Genomic DNA, 20,665 nt, shown 5'->3' on the forward strand with positions numbered 1-20,665 from the left:
TGGAACTCTCAGTATGTCTGAAACAATCAGCCAAGCCGAGAGCGCCAGAATAGAAAGCGCCATTCAGGCAGCAGTTGCCGGGTCGTGGGAGGTTTTTGCAAAACTCACCGATGAACCGTTTCCAAACGATGCGACGATGAGGGAGCAGTTCGAAGATTCCACTCCCCGACTGCAGCAGGCCGGAGGAAATTGGGAAATGAAATGGGGCATAGGCATCGTACCCGACGACGGGACGCGCGTGATCACAGCCATGATCAAAGCGCCGCCCACCGTGGATATTGTCCTCACGCTGCACAGCACGAGCGACCGGGACGACAGCACTATCAGTATCTGGACCTTCTTTCAGCAGCGAAATTGGGACGACTAGGCCCTCGCCCTACCCCACCCATTTTTCATAATCCGACACCAGAAGGTGAACCGGCGCCACATCCTCCTCGATGTTGGAGAAGCGGCCGATCGGATCGCGGAAGACGTTGTCGGTGAGGTCGTCATTGACGGTCGAGACCTCGCCGATGAGCACGTCCTTGCCCTCGGCCCAGAAGGCGTGCCAGACGCCCGGCAGCAGCGTCACGCTCTGGCCCGGGTCGAGCTTCAGGAGCCCGCCGGCGGGCAATCTGGTGATGGTGCCGTCGACCGGCACCGACACTTCGGCCTTCGGGTCGATGCCGCCGTCGCGGTCGTGCATGAACAGTTCCAGCACCAGCTTGCCGCCGCCGCGGTTGATGATGTCCTCGGCCTTGATGTTGTGGCGGTGCATGGGCGACAGCTGGTCCTTGCGCGAGATCATGATCTTCTCGGCGTAGAGCATGCCCATGCCGAGCTTCATGTCCGCGTAGCGGCCGTTGCGGACGGTAAAAAGGAAGAGACCAAGCTCATCGAACTTCTCCTGGCCGTAGTCGGTGATGTCCCAGCCGAGACGCGAGCTGAAAATGGCCGAAGAGTCCGCCTTGTGCGCCTTCATCTCTTCCGGCGACCAGTAGGCGAAGGGCGGCATGATGTAGCCGAACGAGCGGATGAAGGCGTCGGCTTCGCGGATGATGTCGTTGATTTTGGAGCGCTTCATGGTCGTTTTCCTTCCGGCCGCTGCCTGCTGAAATCTGCCAACCCGAATATCGCAATGCCGGTCCGCTGTCGACGCAAACTGACGGCTCTGGCCTCGTGACATCCGGCCCGATCAAGCCCATAACCCCAACGGGTTTTTGATCGCGCATGTCTTCATTCCCGAAACCGGTTCCCACCTTCGGGAGACATGCTTTTGAACGGTGATCTTCATGGCAAGCATAGACGATCTCGACACGCCGGCGATCCTGATCGACGCGGCCCGCGCCGAAGCCAACATCGCAAAGGCGCAGGCGCATGCCGACCGCCGCGGGCTGAAGCTCCGCCCGCACATCAAGACGCACAAGCTGCCCTACTGGGCGAAGAAGCAGGTCGCGGCTGGCGCGGTCGGCATAACCTGCCAGAAGATCGGCGAGGCCGAGGTGATGGCCGATGCCGGGCTTGAGGACATTTTCCTGCCCTACAACATTCTCGGCCGCGCCAAGCTGGAGCGGCTGAAGGCACTGCATGGCCGCGTCACGCTGTCGGTCACGGCGGACAGCCACGAAACGCTGGCAGGGCTAGCCGCGACCTTCACCGATACCGGCCACCCGCTGCCGGTGCTGGTCGAATGCGACACCGGCATGGGCCGCTGCGGCGTGCAGAGCCCGGCCGAAGCGGTTGCACTGGCGAAAGTGATCGACCAGGCCAAGGGCCTGACCTTCGGCGGGCTGATGACTTATCCGGCGGCGGGCCGCGCCGCCGAAGCCGAGGCGTGGCTGCGGAACGCGCGCGAGACGCTTGCGGCGGCCGGGCTCGAATGCCGGCGCATCTCCAGCGGAGGCACGCCGGACATGTGGCGCTCGGGCGAGGACAGCGTCGTCACCGAATATAGGCCCGGCACCTACATCTATCTCGACCGCTACCAGGTCGCCAAAGGCGTCGGCACGCTCGACGATTGCGCGCTGACGGTGCTGGCCACCGTGGTCAGCCACCCGACGCCCTCCCGCGCCATCCTCGACAGCGGCAGCAAGGCTTTGTCCTCCGATACGCTAGGACTGCCGGATTTCGGCGAGCTGCTCGGCGTGCCCAGCGCGCGAGTGACTGGACTGAGCGAGGAGCACGGCAACGTCACGCTTTCAGACGGCGGCGCCCTGCGCATTGGCGAGCGCGTGCGCGTGGTTCCCGATCATTGCTGCGTGGTGACGAATTTGTTCGACCAGGTGCATCTGATCGACGGCGACAAGGTGCTGGAAACGCTGCCGGTGGCGGCGCGGGGGAAGATGGCTTGAGGATCCTGAGACGCACGCAGATGTTTTAAGTTCGTCTAGGCTGGCGGGACAGCGCCCCCCGTGTCCTGCCGGACATCTCCCCCACTTTGGGGGGAGATTGGCGGCTCGGGCGTCGCGCCCTCCTCCAAACGCTGAAAGTTGCCGAAAGCAATCGCACCATCCTTGTGGGGGAGATGTCCGGCAGGACAGAGGGGGGCGAGAAGGAACGCGACAGACCGCTATTGGTCGAAAATCTACTGCCGTTCCGCCTGCCGCGCCGCAACCCTGCGCATCGCGATCACGCGGCGCCTGAAAATCTCCGTGCGGATCGCCATCAGGTGCAGCGCGAAGAACAGCACGGTGAAGCCAAGCGCCATCACGGCGAGCGGCCACAGCATCGAAGGGTCGATGGTCGGGCCGCCGAGGCGGAAGACCGAGGCCGGCTGGTGCAGCGTGTTCCACCAATCGACCGAGAATTTGATGATCGGGATGTTGATGAAGCCGACCAGCGTGATGATGGCGGCGGCCCAGGCGGCGCGGCCGGCGTCGTCCAGTGCGCGGGTCAGCGCGATAATCCCAAGATACATGAGGAAAAGCACGAAGACCGAGGTCAGCCGAGCGTCCCACACCCACCAGGTGCCCCACATCGGCTTGCCCCAGATCGAGCCGGTGATCAGCGCGAGCGCGGTGAAGGTGGCGCCGATCGGAGCCGCTGCCTTCAGCGCCACGTCGGCCAGCGGGTGGCGCCAGACCAGCGTGCCGAGCGCCGAGATCGCCATGATGGTGTAGCACATCATCGCAAGCCAGGCGAAAGGCACGTGGATGTACATGATGCGCACCGTGATGCCCTGCTGGAAATCCTCCGGCGCGGTGAAGCTCATATAGAGGCCGACGCCGAGCAGTATCGCCGCGGTCGCCGCGAGCCACGGAATGACCTTGTCGGCCAGCCCGACGAAGCGCGTCGGGTTGGCGAGATCGATCCAGCCGGCGAGGCGTGAGGTGGTGTCGCTCATGCCGATCTAAATAGACCGGCGATGCATCAGGGGCAATCGGACGGTTGTCGCACTCTCTCCTTCTCCCCTTGTGAGAGAAGGTGGATCGGCGCGCGAGCGCCGAGACGGATAGGGTGCGCGACGGAGTGAGACGCTGATCTTCCTGGAACACCTTCATCTGTCGCCTGCAGCGACACCTTGTCCCACAAGGGGAGAAGGGAAGAAAGCTTACGCCGCTTCCGTCACCGGACGGCTGAGGCGACGGACCTCCTCGTCGTTGAGCAGGCCGCCGGCGCGCAGCAGGGCTGCGAAGCGGCCGTTGCGCAGCGACAGCTCGGTGAAGCCGCCGTATTCGACCACCTTGCCCTTGTCCATGAAGACGACCAAGTCGGCGTCGCGCACGGTGGTCAGGCGGTGGGCGATGATGAAGGTCGTGCGGTTGCGGCGCAGTTCGTCGATCGCTTCCTTGACTCGGTCCTCGGTCTCGACGTCGAGCGCGCTGGTCGCCTCGTCGAGCACCAGGATCGGCGCATCCTTCAGCACGGCGCGGGCGATGGCGATGCGCTGGCGCTCGCCGCCCGAGAGCTGGCCGCCGCGCTCGCCGACGACGGTATCGTAGCCGCTGCTCTTGGCCAGGATGAAGTCCTGTGCGGCGGCGGCATTGGCGGCGGCGTGCACCTCGTCATTGCTCGCATCGGCGCGGCCGACCCGGATGTTATCCTCGATCGAGCGGTTGAGCAGGCCGGCGTCCTGGAAGACGGTGGCGATCGAGTGGCGCAGCGACTTGCGGGTCACCGTGCGAGTGTCGATGCCGTCGATCAGGATGCGGCCGCTGGACGGCGTGAACACGCGCTGCAGCAGGTTGATAAGCGTCGTCTTGCCGGCGCCGGTCGGGCCGACGATGGCGACGGTCTTGCCGGCCGGCACCTCGAAGGAGACATTCTCGATACCATGGCCCGAGTTCGCGAACTCGAAGCTGACGTCCTCGAAGCGCACACGGCCGGTGACGTTGGTCAACTCGCGCAGGCCGTCCGGCTCGGCGGTTTCGGCGGCCGAGTCCTCGAGGCGATAGAAATCCTCGAGCTTGGCGCGGGCCTCGGAAATCTGCGTCGTGAAGGCCGACATCTGGTCGAGACGGGCGATCAGCATTCCGGCAAAGCCGGTGAAGGCGACGACGTCTCCGACACGGAGCTGGCCACGGGTGACGAGATAAGCCCCAATCGAGAGCACGATCATCATCGAGATGGTCGACGACAGGCGGTTCAGCGCATTGGCGATAGCCCACCAGTCGAGCACCGGGTTCTGCGCGTCGAGCAGGTCCTTGACGTAGCGCTTCAGCGTCGCGGTCTCATGGCCGATGCGGTTATAGCTCTGCAGCACGGCGACGTTGCTGACGCTGTCGGTCACATGGGCAAAGACGGTGTGGTAGTGGCGCTCGACGGCGGTCTGCCCCGACTTGGTACGGCGCATGACGATACGGCCGATTCCGACGTAAAGCACGCCGAGGCCCAGCAGCACGATGGACATGCGGATGTCCATGGAAAGCGCGGTCGGCACCAGCAGCACCAGCGCAATGGCCGTCGAGAGATGCACGCGCATGAATTCGAGCCACAGGCTGAACAGGGTTTCGACGGCGCGCAGCAGCGTGTGCAGCGAATTGGACGTGCCGCGCTGGTGGTGCCAAGCGAGCGGCATGGTGATGACGCGCTCGAAGGACTGGCACAGCACTTCCGAACGCCGGGCATGGGCGAAGCGGTCGGCGCCGCGCGACACCAGCACGAAAGCTATGACATTGAAGACACCGAGAGCGGCCCAGACGGCGAGCGTCGAAAACACCGGACCTTTTTCGGAAATGGCGCCGATCACCCGGCCCAAAAGGATCGGCTCGAGAATGGCGATCGCGGCAAGCGCGACGTTGGCGCCGCAGATCAGCGCGACGCGCTTCTTGTCCGCAGCCAGATAACTCAGCGCTCTAAAGTAGATCTGCAGAAGTGACACTTCAGCTACTCCGCCAAACTCTTGTCCGTGCTCAATGTCGGTATTGTGCGCCGCACCATTTTTTGACACGTACCGGTTTATGTGTCGCGAAACAATGCGTCGTCTATCCCTTCCGTTCCCATTTAGCGAACAAAAGATGACGACGGTGCGAAATCTGACGTGATCACCTAACGGTTTGAGATAAAAGGTGAAATGTCAGCCTTGCGGCAAAACAATGGCACCTGCCCAGCGCTGCCACATTTTTAATCACTTGGCGCTTGCTTAGCCGTGCCTGAAGCAGCGTGGGCGCACGCTGCCCGGCCCATTGGCAAGTAAAACGCCAAGCTCGGCCGCGCATCCCGAGAGATGCGCGGCCTGCAAGTCAAGTCTTTGATCCTACGCAGGTATCTTGACGACGACGTCGGTCATCTCACCGGCCTTCGGTTCGAAAGACCCTGATTTGGTCTTCGAACCATTGACTTCAAGCGCGATCGACTTGGTCTTTTTGTCGCGGATGACGCGAACCTTGATTTCGCCGCCGAACATCTTGAGTGTGGCGGCGTAGCCGTCCCAGTGGCCAGGCAGCTTCGGCCTAAACGTGATCTGCTTGCCGCGCCGCTCGATGCCGAGGATTCCTTCCACCGCGGCCCGGTAGAGCCAGCCGGCCGACCCCGTGTACCAGGTCCAGCCGCCGCGGCCGCCTTTTCCTTCGCCGGCGTAGATGTCCGCCGCCACGACGTAAGGCTCGACGCGGTAATGCTCGGCCGCCGCCTCGTCCGAGGCGTGGTTGACCGGGTTCAGCATCGAGAAGCAGCGATAGGCCTCGTCGGTGCGTCCCATCTCGGCCAGCGCGATGACGAACCAGGTGGCGGCATGGGTGTACTGGCCGCCGTTCTCGCGCACGCCCGGCGGGTAGCTCTTGATATAGCCGGGATCCTTGTCGCTGTTCGAGAAGGGCGGCGTGAACAGCTTGACGATCTTGTGCTTGTCGTCGACGAGCATCTTCGTCGCCTGTTCCATGGCCGTGGTCGAGCGGGCAGGATCCCCCTCGCCCGACAGCACGCTCCAGGACTGGGCGATGGAGTCGATCTTGCACTCATCCGAATTGCGGGAGCCAAGCGGCGTGCCGTCGTCGAAGCTGCCGCGCCGGTACCACTGGCCGTCCCAGGCCGTGCTCTCCAGCGCCCGCTTCAGCAGGTCCGCGTGCTTCGTCCAGGCCTGCGCCCGCTTGCCATCGCTCTGTCCCTTGGCGATGGGGGCGAAGTCACCCAGCGTCTTCAGCAGGAACCAGCCTAGCCAGACGCTTTCGCCCTTGCCGCCCTCGCCGACACGGTTCATGCCGTCGTTCCAGTCGCCGCCGAGGATCAGCGGCAGGCCGGCCGGGCTGCTGCGCTTGATGGCCAGATCGAGCGCCCGCGCGCAGTGCTCGTAAAGCGAGGCTGTGGTCTTGGTGATCTCGGGCGTGAAGAAGGCGTCGTGCTCCCCCTCGCCAAGCTCCTGCCCGTCGATGAACGGTATCTGCTCCTTGAGGATGGCGGCATCGCCCGTCACCTCGATGTAGCGGGCCGTCGCGTGCGCCAGCCACACGACATCGTCCGAGATCATGGTGCGCACGCCGGCATCGGTGCGGGGCAGCCACCAGTGCTGCACGTCGCCCTCCTGGAACTGCCGGCGCGCGGCGTTGAGAATCTGGTCGCGCGCCAGCTTCGGATCATGCGCCAGCAAGGCCAGCGTATCCTGCAACTGGTCGCGGAAGCCGAAGGCGCCGCTCGCCTGGTAGAAGGCCGACCGCGCGCGGATGCGGCAGGCCAGGCTCTGGTAGGGCAGCCAGTGGTTGACCATGGCGTTGAGCGCCTTGTCCGGCGTTTCGACCTGAATGGTGTCGAGGAAGCCCCGCCAGACGCGCTCATTGTCGGCCAGACGCCGGTCGAAATCCTTGTCCCTGTGGGTCTGGACCAGGGCGCTCGCCTCGGCGGCCGTGGCGGCGTCGCCAAGCAGCCAGAACAGCGTCACGTCGCCGCCGGCCGGGATGTCGATGTCGCTGGCGATCACCGCGCACGGATCGTCGCCTGCCTCGACGCGGCCGGACAAAGCAACTCCGCCAAGCACGGCCTGCGGATATTCGGTCGTGCCGTGCCTGCCGACGAACTCGCCGCGGTCGGCGGTCACCGAATGAACAGGCGCCGTCGCGGCGAGGAAAGCCACCCGCTCGCCGAAGTCGAGCCCGTAGGGGTTCTGCGCCAGCATGGCGCCCGTCGCGGCGTCCCTGGTCGGCACGATGGTTGCCGCCGTGCGCGAGCGATGGCCGCCGAGCACCCACTCGGCATAGGCATAGACGCGCAGCCTTGCCGGCGCGGGGCCGGCATTCTGGATGCGCAGCCGGGTGATCTTCACCGGATCCACCGGGTCGACGACCTGCGTCAGATCCATCGACAGCGGCCCGCGCTTCGAGCGGAAGGTCGAGAACCCCTGCCCGTGCCAGGTCTCGTAGGTCATCGAGGGATCGCGCACCACCGCGGCCATCGGCGAGAACGCCTTGCCGCTCAACTGGTCGTAGATATAGAAGCCCTCGCCCGGCCGGTTCGACACCGGGTCGTTCGACCACGGCGTCAGCTGGTAGTCGCGGCTGTTGCGGCTCCAGGTGAAGCCGGCGCCCTCGGCCGAGACGTGGAAGCCGAAGGAAGCGTTGGAGATGACGTTGATCCAGGGCTGCGGCGTCACACGACGGCCGGTCAGCCGCGTCACGTAGTGGCGGCCGTCGCCGTCGAAGCCGCCAAAGCCGTTCCAGAGGCTGAGGCCGGTGCCGTCGGCGGCAATATCGGCTCCCCCCTCGCTTGCCCGCGTCGGCTCAGGCAAAGGCGGCGACGGCTGGCGGGCCGGAACGCCTTCCGCCTGCTGCAAAGCGTCGCGAGCCTGCAATGCCGCCGTCTCGGCCCGCTCGAGCTGGTCGAAGATGGTGCCGTTGCGGGTGTGGAGAGCGACACGCGCGACCGACAGCAGGGTCTTGTAGGTCGGCTCGTCCATCAGGTCGCGGCGCACGGCGAAGATGTGCTGACGCGGGCCAAGCTCGCGACCACGCAGGCGGCTGTTCTCGCACAGCGTCTCCACTGCGCGCTGCAGGTCCTGCACGTAGGAGGATGCCTGCTCGTTGACGACGACGAAGTCGATCATCATGCCGCGGGCGCGCATGTATTCCTGGAAGCGCAGCGCCTGGGCGACGATCTCGAGATCGGCGACGTCGCCGATGCGCACCAGGAAGATCGGGAAATCGCCGGAGATGCTGGTCGGCCAGAGGCTCGACTGGCGGCCGAGGCCCGAGGCGATGGAGTCGGCGGGCAGACGCAGGAACGGATCGGGATAGATCAGGTAACGCGCCAGCTTCTGCACATTGGCGGCATCGGTCAGGCTGAGGCCGAGATGGCGGGTCTGCACCTGGCTGCGCGTCCAGGCGAGCATAGCCTGGCGGGCGAAGCTCTCCTGATGGTCGAGGCGGCCGATCGCCTCGTCGAGCTCGCCGCGGTTGGCGCCGACGACGGTCCAGAAGGTCAGCGAGATCTTCTTGTTGGCCGGCACGCGCACCTGGCGGCGAAGTGCCGCCACCGGGTCGAGCGTGAAGCCGTGGCTGCCGGAGAGCCGGGCGCCGGGGTCGAAGGCGGCAGCGTCGGCGATGGTGCGGCCACGGCCGATGAAGGCGCGGCGATCGGTTTCGGCCTCGGCGTCGCGCGAGGGACCCGACGGATCGGTGACGAAATGCACCATGGTTAGGTCGGGCTCGTTCTTTTCGCGCTTGCGCCTGGTGGCGAAGATCGCGCCGTTGTTAGCGGAGATCTCGGTCTCGACGAACATCTTCGAGAACGCCGGATGGGCGTTGTCGGAGGCTTCGTTGCCCAGCACCAGCTCGGCAAAGGACGTCACCTCGATGTGCCGGTCGGTGGGGCCGTCATTGTAAAGCGTGACGCGCCGGCCTTCGCCGTTCCCTTCGGAGATGACGATGCACTCGACCTCCGAACGCAGCGAGCCGATCGATTTGGTAAAGCTCGCCTTGTCGTCGGCAAACAGCGTCTGCACGCGCTCGCCCTCGGCGCGCTTCGGCTCGGCGGTGGCCGACCACCAGTCGCCGGTCGCGGTGTCGCGCAAGAAGATATAGGAGCCGAGACGGTCTTCGCTCGGGTCCGGCTGCCAACGGGTGATGGCAAGCTCGCCGAAGCGGCTGTAGCCGGAGCCGGTGGCGGTGACCATGACCGAGTAACGGCCATTCGACATGACGTTGGTCGCGCGCAGCGCCTTGATCGGGTCAAGGATGATGCGGCTGTCCGGGCTCTCGGTCTCGGTCTCGTCCTTGGAGCGCTCGTCGGCCTCGGTCCTGACGGTGGCGGTCGGGATGTCGCGCGGCGCCTTCTCCTGCAAGAGGAGTTCGGCCGACTCAATCACCGGATCGCTGTGGAAGCGTTCGCGCAGCCGACCCTCGAAGATGGCGTCCGCCACGGCGGCGATCGACATGCCGGAATGGTGGGCCATGTAGTTCTGGACGACGGCATGGTCGGTGCCTTCCGGCACGCGCTGCGGCGTGAAGTCGACCGCATCGTAAAAGCCGTGCCGGCCGAGCGCGCCGATCGCGCGCAGCCGCATCAGGTTCTGCACCGCCTCACGCGGATTGAACTGCGCCGCCAGGATGGTGGCGTAAGGCGCGATCACGGTGTTCTGGCCGAGACCACGCTTCAGGCCGAGGCCGGGCACGCCGAAGTTGGTGTACTGGTAGGTGAGCTCGCGGTCGCGGGCATTGTAGGCCGCTTCCGAGATGCCCCAGGGCACGTTCTTCGAGCGCGCATACTGGATCTGGCGCTTGATGATGAGCTTGCTGGTCTGGTTGAGGATCGAGCCCTGCGGCTCCTTCATCACCAGCGGCGGCATCAGGTACTCGAACATCGAGCCCGACCAGGACATCAGCGCGCCCTTGAAACCGATCTCGACAATCGGCCTGCCGAGCCGGAACCAGTGCTCGGTCGGCAAGTCGCCCTTGGCGATGCCGAACAGGCTGGTCAGCCGCGCCTCGGAGGCGAGCAAGTCGTAGCAGCTCTCGTCGAGCTGGTGCTCCTCGACGCGATAGCCAATCGACAGGAGCTTGCGCTCCTGCCGCATCAGGAAGGAGAAATCCATCTCGAAGGCGTAGCGGCGGCAGCGCCCGCGCAGCGCGAGCAGCTTGGTGCGGAGCGCCGAGACCGCGCTTTCGTCATTGTGCGAATCGTGCACATGGGCCTCGCAGGTCGCCTCCAGCCTGGCCGCCCAGTCGGCGATGACGTCGCTCTTGGGCGACGCCGCCTCGACGTGGATGGCCGTGGCGAGCTTGCGGATCTCGCCGGCCAGCACCGCGAGATTGATCGTGCGGATCGAGGCCATCTCGGGCTGCGCCTTGATGGTCATCACTGCCCGGCGCATGCCGTCGAGGCGGTCGGCAAGACGCTGGCGCAGCGGCCGCAGCTGGCGGCGGTCGTCGGGCAGTTCCTCCAGGCTCTCGTCGAGGATGGTGACGGTGTCGAGGATGCCCTCGAAATCGCCCTGCAGGTGGACGGAAGGCGCCTCGGCCCATTCGGCGCAGGCCGCGGCCACGGCGACCAGATGGCCGGCGAGATTGCCGCTGTCGACCGCCGAGATATAGAGCGGATAAAGCGGCTTCAGCGTCGTCGTGTCGTACCAATTGTAGAGATGCCCGCGATCTCGCGGCATGTTCTCGATGGTCGTCATCGTGGCGTCGATGCGGGTGATGGCATCCGACAGGCTGATCCAGCCGAAGTCGCGCGCCGACACCACCGAGAGCAGGTAGACGCCGATGTTGGTCGGCGAGGTACGCGGCGCCACCACCGGGGCCGGGCTTTCCTGGAAATTGTCGGGCGGCAGATGGTGATGCTCGGCCGTCACGAAGGTCTCGAAATAATGCCAGGTGCGACGCGCCACGGTGCGCAGCGCATGGATGTCAGCGGCGGAAATGCGCAGCCTGTCCTCGGTCTCGGCCGAGCGGCTGATCCAGCAGGCGACGGCGGGCGAGCCGATCCAGAAAATCGCGAAGAAGAAGGCGACGAACGCGCCGGTGGAATCGGCCAGCACCGGCACGGCAAGGCCGACGACGCCGATGATCACGGCGCCATACATCATGCTGTAATAGGCGCCGAGATCGCTGCCGCCGGTCTTGTGCGCCTGCGAGGCGGTGCGCCACTCCAGAAGGTTCTGGCGGCTGACGAAGAGCCGGTAAAGAGTGCGGACGATGGCATCGCCCATCATCCAGGCAAGGTGCGCCATCAAAAGCACCTTCAGCGCCACCAGCGCGGTGCCGAACACAGTGTCGCGGGCCAGCGCCGAGAAATGGCCGCGCGGCGTCTGGTCGCCGCTCTTCGGCAGGATGCCGTTGACGATGTCGAAAGTCGGGGCCATGAACAGGCTGAGGATCATCAGCGCCTGCCACTGCGCGGCCTGCGTGAACGGCAGCAGCGTCCAGCCGGCGATACAGGCCATCACCCAGAAGATCGGGGTCACCGAGCGGCGGAGGTTATCGACCATCTTCCAGCGCGACAGTGCCGGAACGCCAGAGCGCGGATCGAACATGAAGCCGAGCAATTGCCAGTCGCCGCGCGCCCAGCGGTGGTGGCGTGAGGCGTCGACCGAGTAGCGGGTCGGATAGTCCTCGACCAGTTCGACATCGGTGACGAGCGCGGCGCGCGCCAGGGCGCCTTCGAGCAAATCGTGGCTGAGGATGGTGTTTTCCTCGATGCGGCCCTTCAGCGCCGTTTCGAAGGCGTCGATATGGTAGAGGCCCTTGCCGGTGAAAGTGCCGTCGCCGAAGACGTCCTGATAGACGTCGGACACGGCAAAGACGTACGGGTCAAGACCGCGATTGGCCGAGAAGACGCGCTGGAAGAAGGAGGCATCGTCGCCGCTGGTGAGCGAGGCGGTGATGCGCGGCTGCAGGATGGTGTAGCCGGCTGTGACGACGCGCTTTGCCGGATCGAAATGCGGACGGTTGAGCGGATGCGCGAGCTTGCCGACAAGGCTCGAGACGGCGTCGCGGGTGGTGCGCGTATCGGCGTCGAGCGTCATCACATAGGTGACTTTGTCCGGCAGCGGCACATCGAGCGGCAGGAAGGTGGTATCGCTGTCGCCGCGCAGCAGAAGGTTGAGCTCGTGCAGCTTGCCGCGCTTGCGTTCCCAGCCCATCCAGCAGCCCTGGGCCTGATTGTAGAGCCGGCGGCGATGCAGAAGATAGAAGCGCGGAGCACCTTCCGACGGGTAGCGGGCGTTCAGCCTGGCGATCTCGTCGCGGGCATATTGCAGGATCTCGATGTCGGCTGCGTCGATTTCGGTTTTGGAATCCGGCCAGTCGGACAAAAGCGCGAAATGGATCTCTTCTGCCGTGTTGGCGAGATGATGCACCTCGATGTTGCGGATGTTTTCCTCGACGTCGTCGCGCGACCCGATGAGCGAAGGCACGACGACCAGCGTGCGCGCTGAGGTGGGGATGCCGTGCTTGTAGTCATAGCCGACGAGCCGCGTCGGCTTGAGGAAGAGCGCCACGACGGTGTTGAAGAAGGCCAACGCGCCTTCGCTCGCCGGCACCGCGAACAAAGCCAGCATCAGCGTGATCGCCCCCGCCGAGAGGCCGAGATTGGCAAGCGCGTTGCCGGACAGCACAAGCAGGAGCACCGTCAGCAGGAAGACCGGCACGACGATGCCGAGCCAGCCGGTGGCGGCAAAGGCGCGCTTGAAAGTCACATAGAAGGGAGCCCGGTAGCCGATCGCCTGTTCCAGCTCCGGCCGACGCGGTCCGACCAGGAAGAAGCCGACATCGGTATGCACGGAGGGGTCGGCAGTTTCCGGCACGCCGGACGCATCGGTGACCCCAGGCATGTGGCCTGCAAGCTCGATCGCCGTTTCGGCGACGCGGAATTCGGAAAGGTCGGAGCGGCGCGCAAGCTGCTCGATCGCGGTGCGATACTGATCGCGCGAGAAGAAATCGAGCGCGGCGAAATCGGTCTTCTCGCGCAGCAGCGTGTCGATGCGGCTGACGCCCTCGAACCAGACCGTCCAGTCGACGTCGTTGATGAGGCGCAGGCCGCGGATGATATTGCCGGTGGTGACGTTGCCGCTGGACAGCGTCTGATGCTCGGAGATGATGATCTCCTCGGCGTCGGAGCCGGTCTTCTCGAGCTCGCCCTCCAGCCATTCCAGCGCGCGGCCGGCGTTCTGCGAACCGTCACGCAGGCGATAAAGGAGCTGGGTGGCGAAAGTGGTATCCTGCGCATGCGCGGCGTAGCTCGACAGGATCCTGGTCCGGTCGGCATTGTCGTCGGTCGCCAGCACCCGGTCGGCGACCTCGTTGGCGATCTGGCGCATCTCTCTGGTACGGTTGACGCGCACTGCGATGCGTCGGAGGTTTTCGATCAGCACGAACCGCAGCAGCGACGGCAGCGCCCAGAGCTCGCCGATCTTCAGCGGCTCGACCGATTGAAAGCCCTCGACGATGGCCTTGAACATGGTCGCCGAGACGGCGCTGTCGGAATGCTCGACATAGCTCCAGGCGACGACGAAGGCGCGCGGCAACGCCGTGCCGCCCGCAAGCTTGAGTGTCGGCAACTGGCGGTAGAAACGGCGCGGCAGATCGCGCTTGACCTGAAATATGGTCTCTTCGACCAGGTAGTTGTTGTCGAGCAGCCATTGCGCCGCGGGCGTGATCGTCTCGCCCTTGGCCTGGGCGGCGTTGGTCGAACGGTAGACTTCGAGAATCTTCTTGGCGCTATCACGGATGCGGGCCTGGAATTCGAACGGCGAAAGCCCGAACAGGTCCCTGACATCGCCCTTGGCGAGTGCTGCGCCCAGCGCGCGCAGCCGGTCTTCCGGCAGGAAATTGGAGCGTATCGGCGCTTCCGTGACGGTCGGGAAGCCGGCACTAGTTTGTTCAATCTTGGCGGGATTCGTCTGGATGTTCATTGATTATTCCGTAAGGCGGGGCGCGATGCGGCGTCACCGCCACGGCAATGGCCCTAAAACCGGTTCAAATGCAATCTGTTGCATGGCAGGTTCGGCCGAAAGTTTGTTTGCGCTCCATGACAGGGGCGTCCCCTTTCGACAACTCAAGGGCGAACGCCCCTCGCTTCCCGCCCCGGGTCCGATCAGGGAAAGGATTCAGGCTTTTTCGTGATACATGCAAGGGCCCAGGCGATATTTCGCCCGCGCCGCGATCATGTTTGGCAACAGCCGTTAACCATTGGCGGCGGTGACGCGCAGGCGGATCACAAAAATCAGCTCATGCCCTTCAGGCTGGAGGCGCAGTTTCCGGCTCTGCTGATCGAGGACGAGCGCATCAAGCGGTCCGAGGCTGGCAGCGGTGTCCGTGAGGACTGTGACGCCACCGCCAACCGGCAAGATAATCGTCGTGCCGTCGGTCGACCTTATCTCGACTTCACCCGAAACAGGCAAGCGCTCGACCGTATGGCTGATGCAGCCGCGGCGGCTCATGACGTTGAGATCGGTGATCGGGCCGCCCATCAACGTGGCGCGGGTCGGCACGTCGCCGGGAAAAGGAAGCGGCGCCGAGGCTGGCGTCAGCCGCGCCGGCGGTGGAGCGGCGATGTCGAGCATAATGCCGTCGCCTTCCAGCACCGACAGCGTGCGGTCGACCCCGGCGAAGCTGGAGAATGGCCCGCTGGTCTCGACGCGCGCCATGGAGATGCGCCAGTCGAAATCCTCGAGACCGGCGCCATCAGGCGAGACGGCGATCTCGGTGGTCGTGCCGCCGCCGTTCTTCCACGGCATGACGCGATAGCCGGCGGCACGAAGGATGCGCATCGCCTCAACCCAGTATGCCCGGCAGGTTGAGCTGGTGCTCCTTCGCGCACTCGATGGCGATGTCGTAACCGGCATCGGCGTGACGCATGACGCCGGTCGCCGGGTCGTTCCACAGCACGCGCTCCAGGCGCCTGGCCGCGTCAGGCGTTCCGTCGGCGACGATCACCATGCCGGCATGTTGCGAGAAGCCCATGCCGACGCCGCCGCCGTGATGCAGCGAGACCCAGGTGGCGCCGGACGCGGTGTTGAGCAGCGCGTTGAGCAGCGGCCAGTCGGAAATGGCGTCGGAGCCATCCTTCATCGCCTCGGTCTCGCGGTTCGGCGAGGCGACCGAGCCGGAATCGAGATGGTCGCGGCCGATGACGACCGGCGCCTTGAGCTCGCCGTTGGCCACCATTTCGTTGAAGGCGAGCCCCAATCGGTGGCGGTCGCCAAGCCCGACCCAGCAGATGCGCGCCGGCAGGCCCTGGAAGGAGATGCGTTCGCGCGCCATGTCGAGCCAATTGTGCAGATGCGTGTTGCCGGGGGTGAGTTCGCGCACCTTGGCGTCGGTCTTGTAGATATCTTCCGGATCGCCCGAGAGCGCAGCCCAGCGGAACGGGCCGATGCCGCGGCAGAACAGCGGACGGATGTAAGCCGGCACGAAGCCGGGGAAGGCGAAGGCATTTTCGAAACCCTCGTCCTTGGCGACCTGGCGGATGTTGTTACCGTAGTCGAGCGTCGGCACGCCGGCGTTCCAGAACGCCACCATCGCCTCGACATGCTCGCGCATCGACGCGCGCGCCGCCTTCTCCACCGCCTTCGGATCACTGACGCGCTTCTCGCGCCATTCGGCCATGGTCCAGCCCTTGGGCAGATAGCCGTTGATCGGGTCATGCGCCGAGGTCTGGTCGGTAAGGATATCGGGGCGGATCCCACGCCTGAACATCTCCGGCACGATCTCGGCGGCATTGCCGAGCAGGCCGACGGACTTCGCCTCGCCGGCCTTGGTCCAGCGCTCGATCATTTCCATCGCCTCGTCGAGCGTTTTGGCCTTCTCGTCCAGGTAGCGAGTGCGCAAGCGGAAGTCGATCGAGTCCGGATTGCATTCGATGGCGAGGCAGGAGGCGCCGGCCATGACAGCGGCCAGAGGCTGGGCGCCGCCCATGCCGCCGAGGCCGGCGGTCAGGATCCACTTGCCCTTGAGATTGCCGCCATAGTGCTGGCGGCCGGCCTCGACGAAGGTCTCGTAGGTGCCCTGAACGATGCCTTGCGTGCCGATATAGATCCAGGAACCGGCCGTCATCTGGCCGTACATCATCAGGCCCTTCCTATCGAGATCGTTGAATTTTTCCCAGGTCGCCCAGTGCGGCACGATGTTGGAATTGGCGATCAAGACGCGCGGCGCGTCCTTGTGGGTGCGGAAGACGCCGACCGGCTTGCCCGACTGCACCAAGAGCGTCTCGTCCTCGCCGAGCGTCTTCAGCGACGCGGCGATGCGGTCGAAATCGTTCCAGGTGCGCGCCGCCCGGCCGATGCCGCCATAGACCACGAGCTCGTTCGGGTTCTCGGCAACCTCCGGATCGAGATTGTTCATCAGCATGCGCAGCGGCGCCTCGGTCGTCCAATAGCGGGCGTTGAGCTTGTCGCCGCGCGGCGCGCGGACTTCACGGATGTTGTGGCGAGGGTCGGTCATGTCGGCAGTTCCCTTCGATCAGGTGCGGCGGGAGCGTCAGCGCGCGGCCCAGGCAATCGCGGTTTCGAGAATGGTTTTCAGCGTGGCGCGGATCGGCGCCGCGTAGGTTGGGTCGTAAGGCACCGGCCAGTTGTCCGGCGCGCCCTTTTCCGACGGCTCGCGCATATAGCCGCGGTTCGAGAGCTCCATCTGCAGCGCATGGACGCCGCTCTGCGGCCGGCCGAAACTTCTGGTGATCCAGCCGCCCTTGAAGCGCCCATTGACCACCCAGGACTGGCTGCTCGCCGCGAGGATGGCGGCTACCTTTTCCTGCAGGGATGGTTCGGTGCTCTTGCCGTCATTGGTGCCGAGATTGAACACCGGCAGCGTGCCTTCGAACAGGCGCGGCAGCACCGAGCGAATTGAATGGCAGTCATAGAGCACGATCTTCTCGTGCATGCCGCGCAGACGGTCGATCTCAGCCTGCAGGGCGGCATGGTAAGGCGCGAAGTAAGTCTCGCGGCGCAGGTCGATCTCGGACGGCGTCGGCTCCTCGCCCATGCGGTAGAGCGGGTCGCCATCAAACGTGTCGGTGGGGCAGAGCGTGGTCGTCGCCTGTCCAGGATAAAGCGAGACGCCGGAAGGATCGCGGTTGACATCGATTACGGTGCGCGAGATGGCGGTGTGAACGACCGTGGCGCCAAGATCGTTCGCGAAGTCGTACAGCTTGTCGATCCACCAGTCGCAGTCGCGGCGGCCGAGCCACGGCGAGACAACCCGCGCATCGAGGCCGGCGAGATCGATGCCGGTGTGCGGGATCGAGACCAGCAGCGGCGCCGTACCGCGTGTGATGGTGAGCCAGGGCGTGGTCATTGGAGCTCTCCAAGGGTTGGAGCTCTACGGCGCCCCCCTCTGTCCTGCCGGACATCTCCCCCACGAGGGGGGAGATCAGATATCAGGCCGGCTTTCGCCAATCGTCCACGTTGCAAGAAGGAGCAGGGCGCCAAAGTTGCCAATCTCCCCCCTTGTGAGCGAGATGTCCGGCAGGACAGCGGGGGGCGTGAAGGATCGCGACCTATCAGAGCATTCAATCTCATGACGCAATCCCCGGCAGCGCCACCGCAGCCGCCGCCTTAACCGCCGCGCCGCTGCGGACCAGGGCGATCGCCTTTTCCATGTCGGGGTGGAAATGCCGGTCGTTGTCGAGATGCGGCACCTCGGCTCGGACCAGCTTGCGCACCGTTTCCAGCGCTTCGCTCGAAGCGAGCGGGGCATGGAAATCGCAACCTTGCGCGGCTGCCAACAGCTCGATGCCGATGACGGCCGTTGCATTCTCGATCATGCCGAGCAGGCGGCGCGCGCCGTGGGCAGCCATCGAGACATGGTCTTCCTGGTTGGCCGAGGTCGGGATGGAATCGACGCTCGCCGGATAGGCCTTCTGCTTGTTTTCCGAAACGAGCGCCGCCGCCGTCACCTGCGGGATCATGAAACCGGAATTGAGGCCAGGCTTCGGCGTCAGGAAAGCCGGCATGCCGGAGAGCGCCGGATCGACCAGCATGGCGATGCGGCGCTCAGACAGCGAGCCGATCTCGCAGACCGCAAGCGCGATCATGTCGGCGGCAAAGGCCACCGGCTCGGCGTGAAAGTTGCCGCCCGAGAGCGCGGTGTCGTCCTCGGCGAAGATCAGCGGGTTGTCGGTGACGCCGTTGGCTTCGGTCTCCAGCGTGTCGGCCGCCTTGCGCAGGACGTCGAGCGCGGCGCCCATCACCTGCGGCTGGCAGCGCAGGCAGTATGGATCCTGCACGCGCTCGTCGCCAACGCGGTGCGATTCACGAATGGCGCTGCCGGCCATCAGATTGCGCAACGCGTCCGCGGTCTCGATCTGGCCGCGATGCTTGCGCAACAGATGAATGCGCGGGTCGAAAGGCGCGTCGGAGCCGCGGGCAGCATCGGTCGACAGGGCGCCGGCGACCAGCGCCGACTGGTAGAGCGTCTCGGCTTCGAACAGGCCGGCGAGCGCGAAGGCGGTCGAGAACTGGGTGCCGTTGAGCAGCGCCAGGCCCTCCTTGGCAACGAGCGTGACCGGTTCCAGCCCATGCGAGACGAAGGCGACCTTGGCCGGGAAGCGACCATGCGGGGTAAAACATTCACCGACGCCGATCATGACCGCCGTCATATGCGCGAGCGGCGCGAGGTCGCCCGAGGCGCCGACCGAACCTTGCGCCGGCACCACCGGAATGACGTCGTTGGCGAGCATCGCCTGGAGCAGGTCGATGGTCTCGGCGCGCACGCCGGAAGCGCCCTGGGCGAGGCTCGCCAGCTTCAGCGCCATCATCAGCCGCACCACGGGGGCCGGCATCGGTTCGCCGACGCCCGCGGCGTGGGAAAGCACGATGTTGCGTTGCAGCGTTTCAAGATCGTTTGCCGGAATGCGAACGCTGGCGAGCTTACCGAAGCCGGTGTTGATGCCGTAGACCGGCTCGCCTTTGGCGACGATGCGGGCGACGGCTTCGGCGCTGGCCTTGATCTTCGGCCGGCAGGCATCGTCGAGCTTCGGCACGGCGCCGCGATAGATGGCGCGCCAGTCGGCAAGCGTTGCGCTGCCGGGCTTCAGGATCAGTTCGGTCATTGTCCTCTCCAGATGCGGGCATGGAGCGGATTGAAGCCCATGCGGTAGACAAGTTCGGCCGGACGCTCGATGTCCCAGACGGCAAGGTCGGCCGATTTGCCGGCTTCCAGCGTGCCGGTCCTGTCGAGAAGCCCCAGCGCACGCGCGGCCTCCCGGGTGACGCCGGCGAGGCATTCGTCGACGGTCAGGCCAAAGAGCGTCGCGGCCATGTTCATGGTGAGCAGCAGCGAGGTGAGCGGCGAGGTACCGGGATTGGAGTCGGTGGCGACCGCCATCTTCACGCCATGCCGGCGGAACAGCTCGACCGGCGGCCTCTTGGTCTCGCGGATGAAGTAGTAGGCGCCGGGCAGGATGGTCGCGACCGCGCCGGACCCGGCCATCGCCGCGGCGCCCTCCTCATCGGTGTATTCCAGGTGATCAGCCGACAGCGCGCCGTAGCGCGCGGCAAGCGCCGCGCCATGCAGGTTGGAGAGTTGGTCGGCGTGAAGCTTCACCGGCAGGCCGAGCGCTTTCGCCTTATCGAAGACGCGCGCGATCTGTTCCGGTGAGAAGGCAATGCCCTCGCAAAAGCCGTCGACGGCGTCCGCGAGCTTTTCGGCGGCAACCGCCGGGAGGATCGTGCCGGCGACGAGATCGATGAAAGCGTCCTTGTCGCCCCTGGCTTCGGGCGGCAGCGCATGGGCGGCGAGACAGGTCGTGAGGATCGTGATTGGACGCTCACTGGCCAGACGGCGGGCAGCGCGCAGCGACTTTTTTTCATTGTCGGCATCGAGGCCGTAGCCCGACTTGACCTCGACGGTCGTCACGCCTTCGGCCATCAGCGCGTCGAGGCGGGGCAGCGTCTGGGAGACGAGCTCGTCTTCGCTCGCGGCGCGCAGCGACTTGACCGAGGAAACGATGCCACCCCCTGCCCTCGCCACCTCCTCATACGTGGCGCCGGCCAAGCGCATCTCGAATTCGTTGGCGCGGTTGCCTGCATAGACAAGGTGGGTGTGGCAATCGATCAGGCCGGGGGTGATCCAGCGGCCCTGGCAATCGACCGTTTCGGCGCCCTGCCCGGCGGCTGCCGGCAGGTCGGCCTCCGATCCGGCATAGACGATCAGCCCGTCGCGCGCGGCGATCGCACCTTTCTCGACGATGCCGAGACCGGCAGCACCCTCGGCCATAGTCGCCAGGCGCGCATTGCGCCACAGACGAAGGCCGCTCTTTCCGTTTGCTCCACCCATCATCTTTTCCATTTGAAAGATGACGATTATGTATATACATATTG

The 20,665-nt window shown here is 65.3% G+C and carries 11 protein-coding genes; 2 read left to right on the top strand and 9 right to left on the bottom strand.

The window, feature by feature from the left end:
- Positions 1–13: 13 nt before the first annotated feature.
- Entirely contained in the window at positions 14–367 is a 354-nt protein-coding gene (locus P9217_RS24255) for a hypothetical protein (RefSeq protein WP_278088088.1), read from the top strand.
- A 9-nt stretch (positions 368–376) separates the two neighbouring features.
- On the opposite strand, the gene P9217_RS24260 is transcribed toward P9217_RS24255, so the two are convergent.
- Positions 377–1,063: a D-lyxose/D-mannose family sugar isomerase gene (locus P9217_RS24260; protein WP_067329872.1), complete on the bottom strand. Its 687-nt coding sequence runs from the start codon at positions 1,061–1,063 to the stop codon at positions 377–379.
- A 208-nt stretch (positions 1,064–1,271) separates the two neighbouring features.
- Between P9217_RS24260 and P9217_RS24265 the strand changes: the two genes are divergently transcribed.
- Entirely contained in the window at positions 1,272–2,330 is a 1,059-nt protein-coding gene (locus P9217_RS24265; protein WP_278088089.1) for a D-TA family PLP-dependent enzyme, read from the top strand.
- Between the two features lie 233 nt (positions 2,331–2,563).
- Here the strand turns inward: P9217_RS24265 and P9217_RS24270 are convergent, their stop codons facing one another.
- The 8 genes from P9217_RS24270 to hutI form a co-directional block, all read right to left on the bottom strand.
- Positions 2,564–3,322, bottom strand: coding sequence for a heme ABC transporter permease (locus tag P9217_RS24270; protein ID WP_067000549.1), 759 nt, complete (start codon positions 3,320–3,322; stop codon positions 2,564–2,566).
- Between the two features lie 207 nt (positions 3,323–3,529).
- Complete coding sequence (locus P9217_RS24275) at positions 3,530–5,299, bottom strand: glucan ABC transporter ATP-binding protein/ permease (RefSeq protein ID WP_067000546.1); 1,770 nt, start codon at positions 5,297–5,299, stop codon at positions 3,530–3,532.
- Positions 5,300–5,674: 375 nt separating this feature from the next.
- Complete coding sequence (locus P9217_RS24280) at positions 5,675–14,254, bottom strand: glucoamylase family protein (RefSeq protein ID WP_278088090.1); 8,580 nt, start codon at positions 14,252–14,254, stop codon at positions 5,675–5,677.
- A 270-nt stretch (positions 14,255–14,524) separates the two neighbouring features.
- Entirely contained in the window at positions 14,525–15,112 is a 588-nt protein-coding gene (locus P9217_RS24285) for a HutD family protein (protein ID WP_278088091.1), read from the bottom strand.
- A 4-nt stretch (positions 15,113–15,116) separates the two neighbouring features.
- On the bottom strand, positions 15,117–16,787 hold the full coding sequence (hutU, locus tag P9217_RS24290) for a urocanate hydratase (RefSeq protein ID WP_278088092.1): 1,671 nt from the start codon (positions 16,785–16,787) through the stop codon (positions 15,117–15,119).
- Positions 16,788–16,823: 36 nt separating this feature from the next.
- The gene (gene hutG, locus P9217_RS24295; protein ID WP_278088093.1) at positions 16,824–17,639 is read right to left on the bottom strand and encodes an N-formylglutamate deformylase; all 816 of its coding nucleotides are present in this window, start codon (positions 17,637–17,639) and stop codon (positions 16,824–16,826) included.
- A 220-nt stretch (positions 17,640–17,859) separates the two neighbouring features.
- On the bottom strand, positions 17,860–19,395 hold the full coding sequence (gene hutH, locus P9217_RS24300) for a histidine ammonia-lyase (RefSeq protein WP_278088094.1): 1,536 nt from the start codon (positions 19,393–19,395) through the stop codon (positions 17,860–17,862).
- Positions 19,392–20,621, bottom strand: coding sequence for an imidazolonepropionase (gene hutI / locus P9217_RS24305; RefSeq protein ID WP_278088095.1), 1,230 nt, complete (start codon positions 20,619–20,621; stop codon positions 19,392–19,394). Before hutI ends, hutH begins: the two co-directional genes overlap by 4 nt.
- Positions 20,622–20,665: the final 44 nt, after the last annotated feature.

The organism is Mesorhizobium sp. WSM4989, assembly GCF_029625795.1.
GTDB lineage: Bacteria > Pseudomonadota > Alphaproteobacteria > Rhizobiales > Rhizobiaceae > Mesorhizobium.

Excerpts from the sequence above, each read along its gene's own strand:
- P9217_RS24255 (WP_278088088.1), top strand. The coding sequence starts at position 14 with ATGTCTGAAACAATCAGCCAAGCCGAGAGCGCCAGAATAGAAAGCGCC.
- P9217_RS24260 (WP_067329872.1), bottom strand. The coding sequence starts at position 1,063 with ATGAAGCGCTCCAAAATCAACGACATCATCCGCGAAGCCGACGCCTTC.
- P9217_RS24265 (WP_278088089.1), top strand. The coding sequence starts at position 1,272 with ATGGCAAGCATAGACGATCTCGACACGCCGGCGATCCTGATCGACGCG.
- P9217_RS24270 (WP_067000549.1), bottom strand. The coding sequence starts at position 3,322 with ATGAGCGACACCACCTCACGCCTCGCCGGCTGGATCGATCTCGCCAAC.
- P9217_RS24280 (WP_278088090.1), bottom strand. The coding sequence starts at position 14,254 with ATGAACATCCAGACGAATCCCGCCAAGATTGAACAAACTAGTGCCGGC.
- P9217_RS24285 (WP_278088091.1), bottom strand. The coding sequence starts at position 15,112 with ATGCGCATCCTTCGTGCCGCCGGCTATCGCGTCATGCCGTGGAAGAAC.
- hutU (WP_278088092.1), bottom strand. The coding sequence starts at position 16,787 with ATGACCGACCCTCGCCACAACATCCGTGAAGTCCGCGCGCCGCGCGGC.
- hutG (WP_278088093.1), bottom strand. The coding sequence starts at position 17,639 with ATGACCACGCCCTGGCTCACCATCACACGCGGTACGGCGCCGCTGCTG.
- hutH (WP_278088094.1), bottom strand. The coding sequence starts at position 19,395 with ATGACCGAACTGATCCTGAAGCCCGGCAGCGCAACGCTTGCCGACTGG.
- hutI (WP_278088095.1), bottom strand. The coding sequence starts at position 20,621 with ATGGGTGGAGCAAACGGAAAGAGCGGCCTTCGTCTGTGGCGCAATGCG.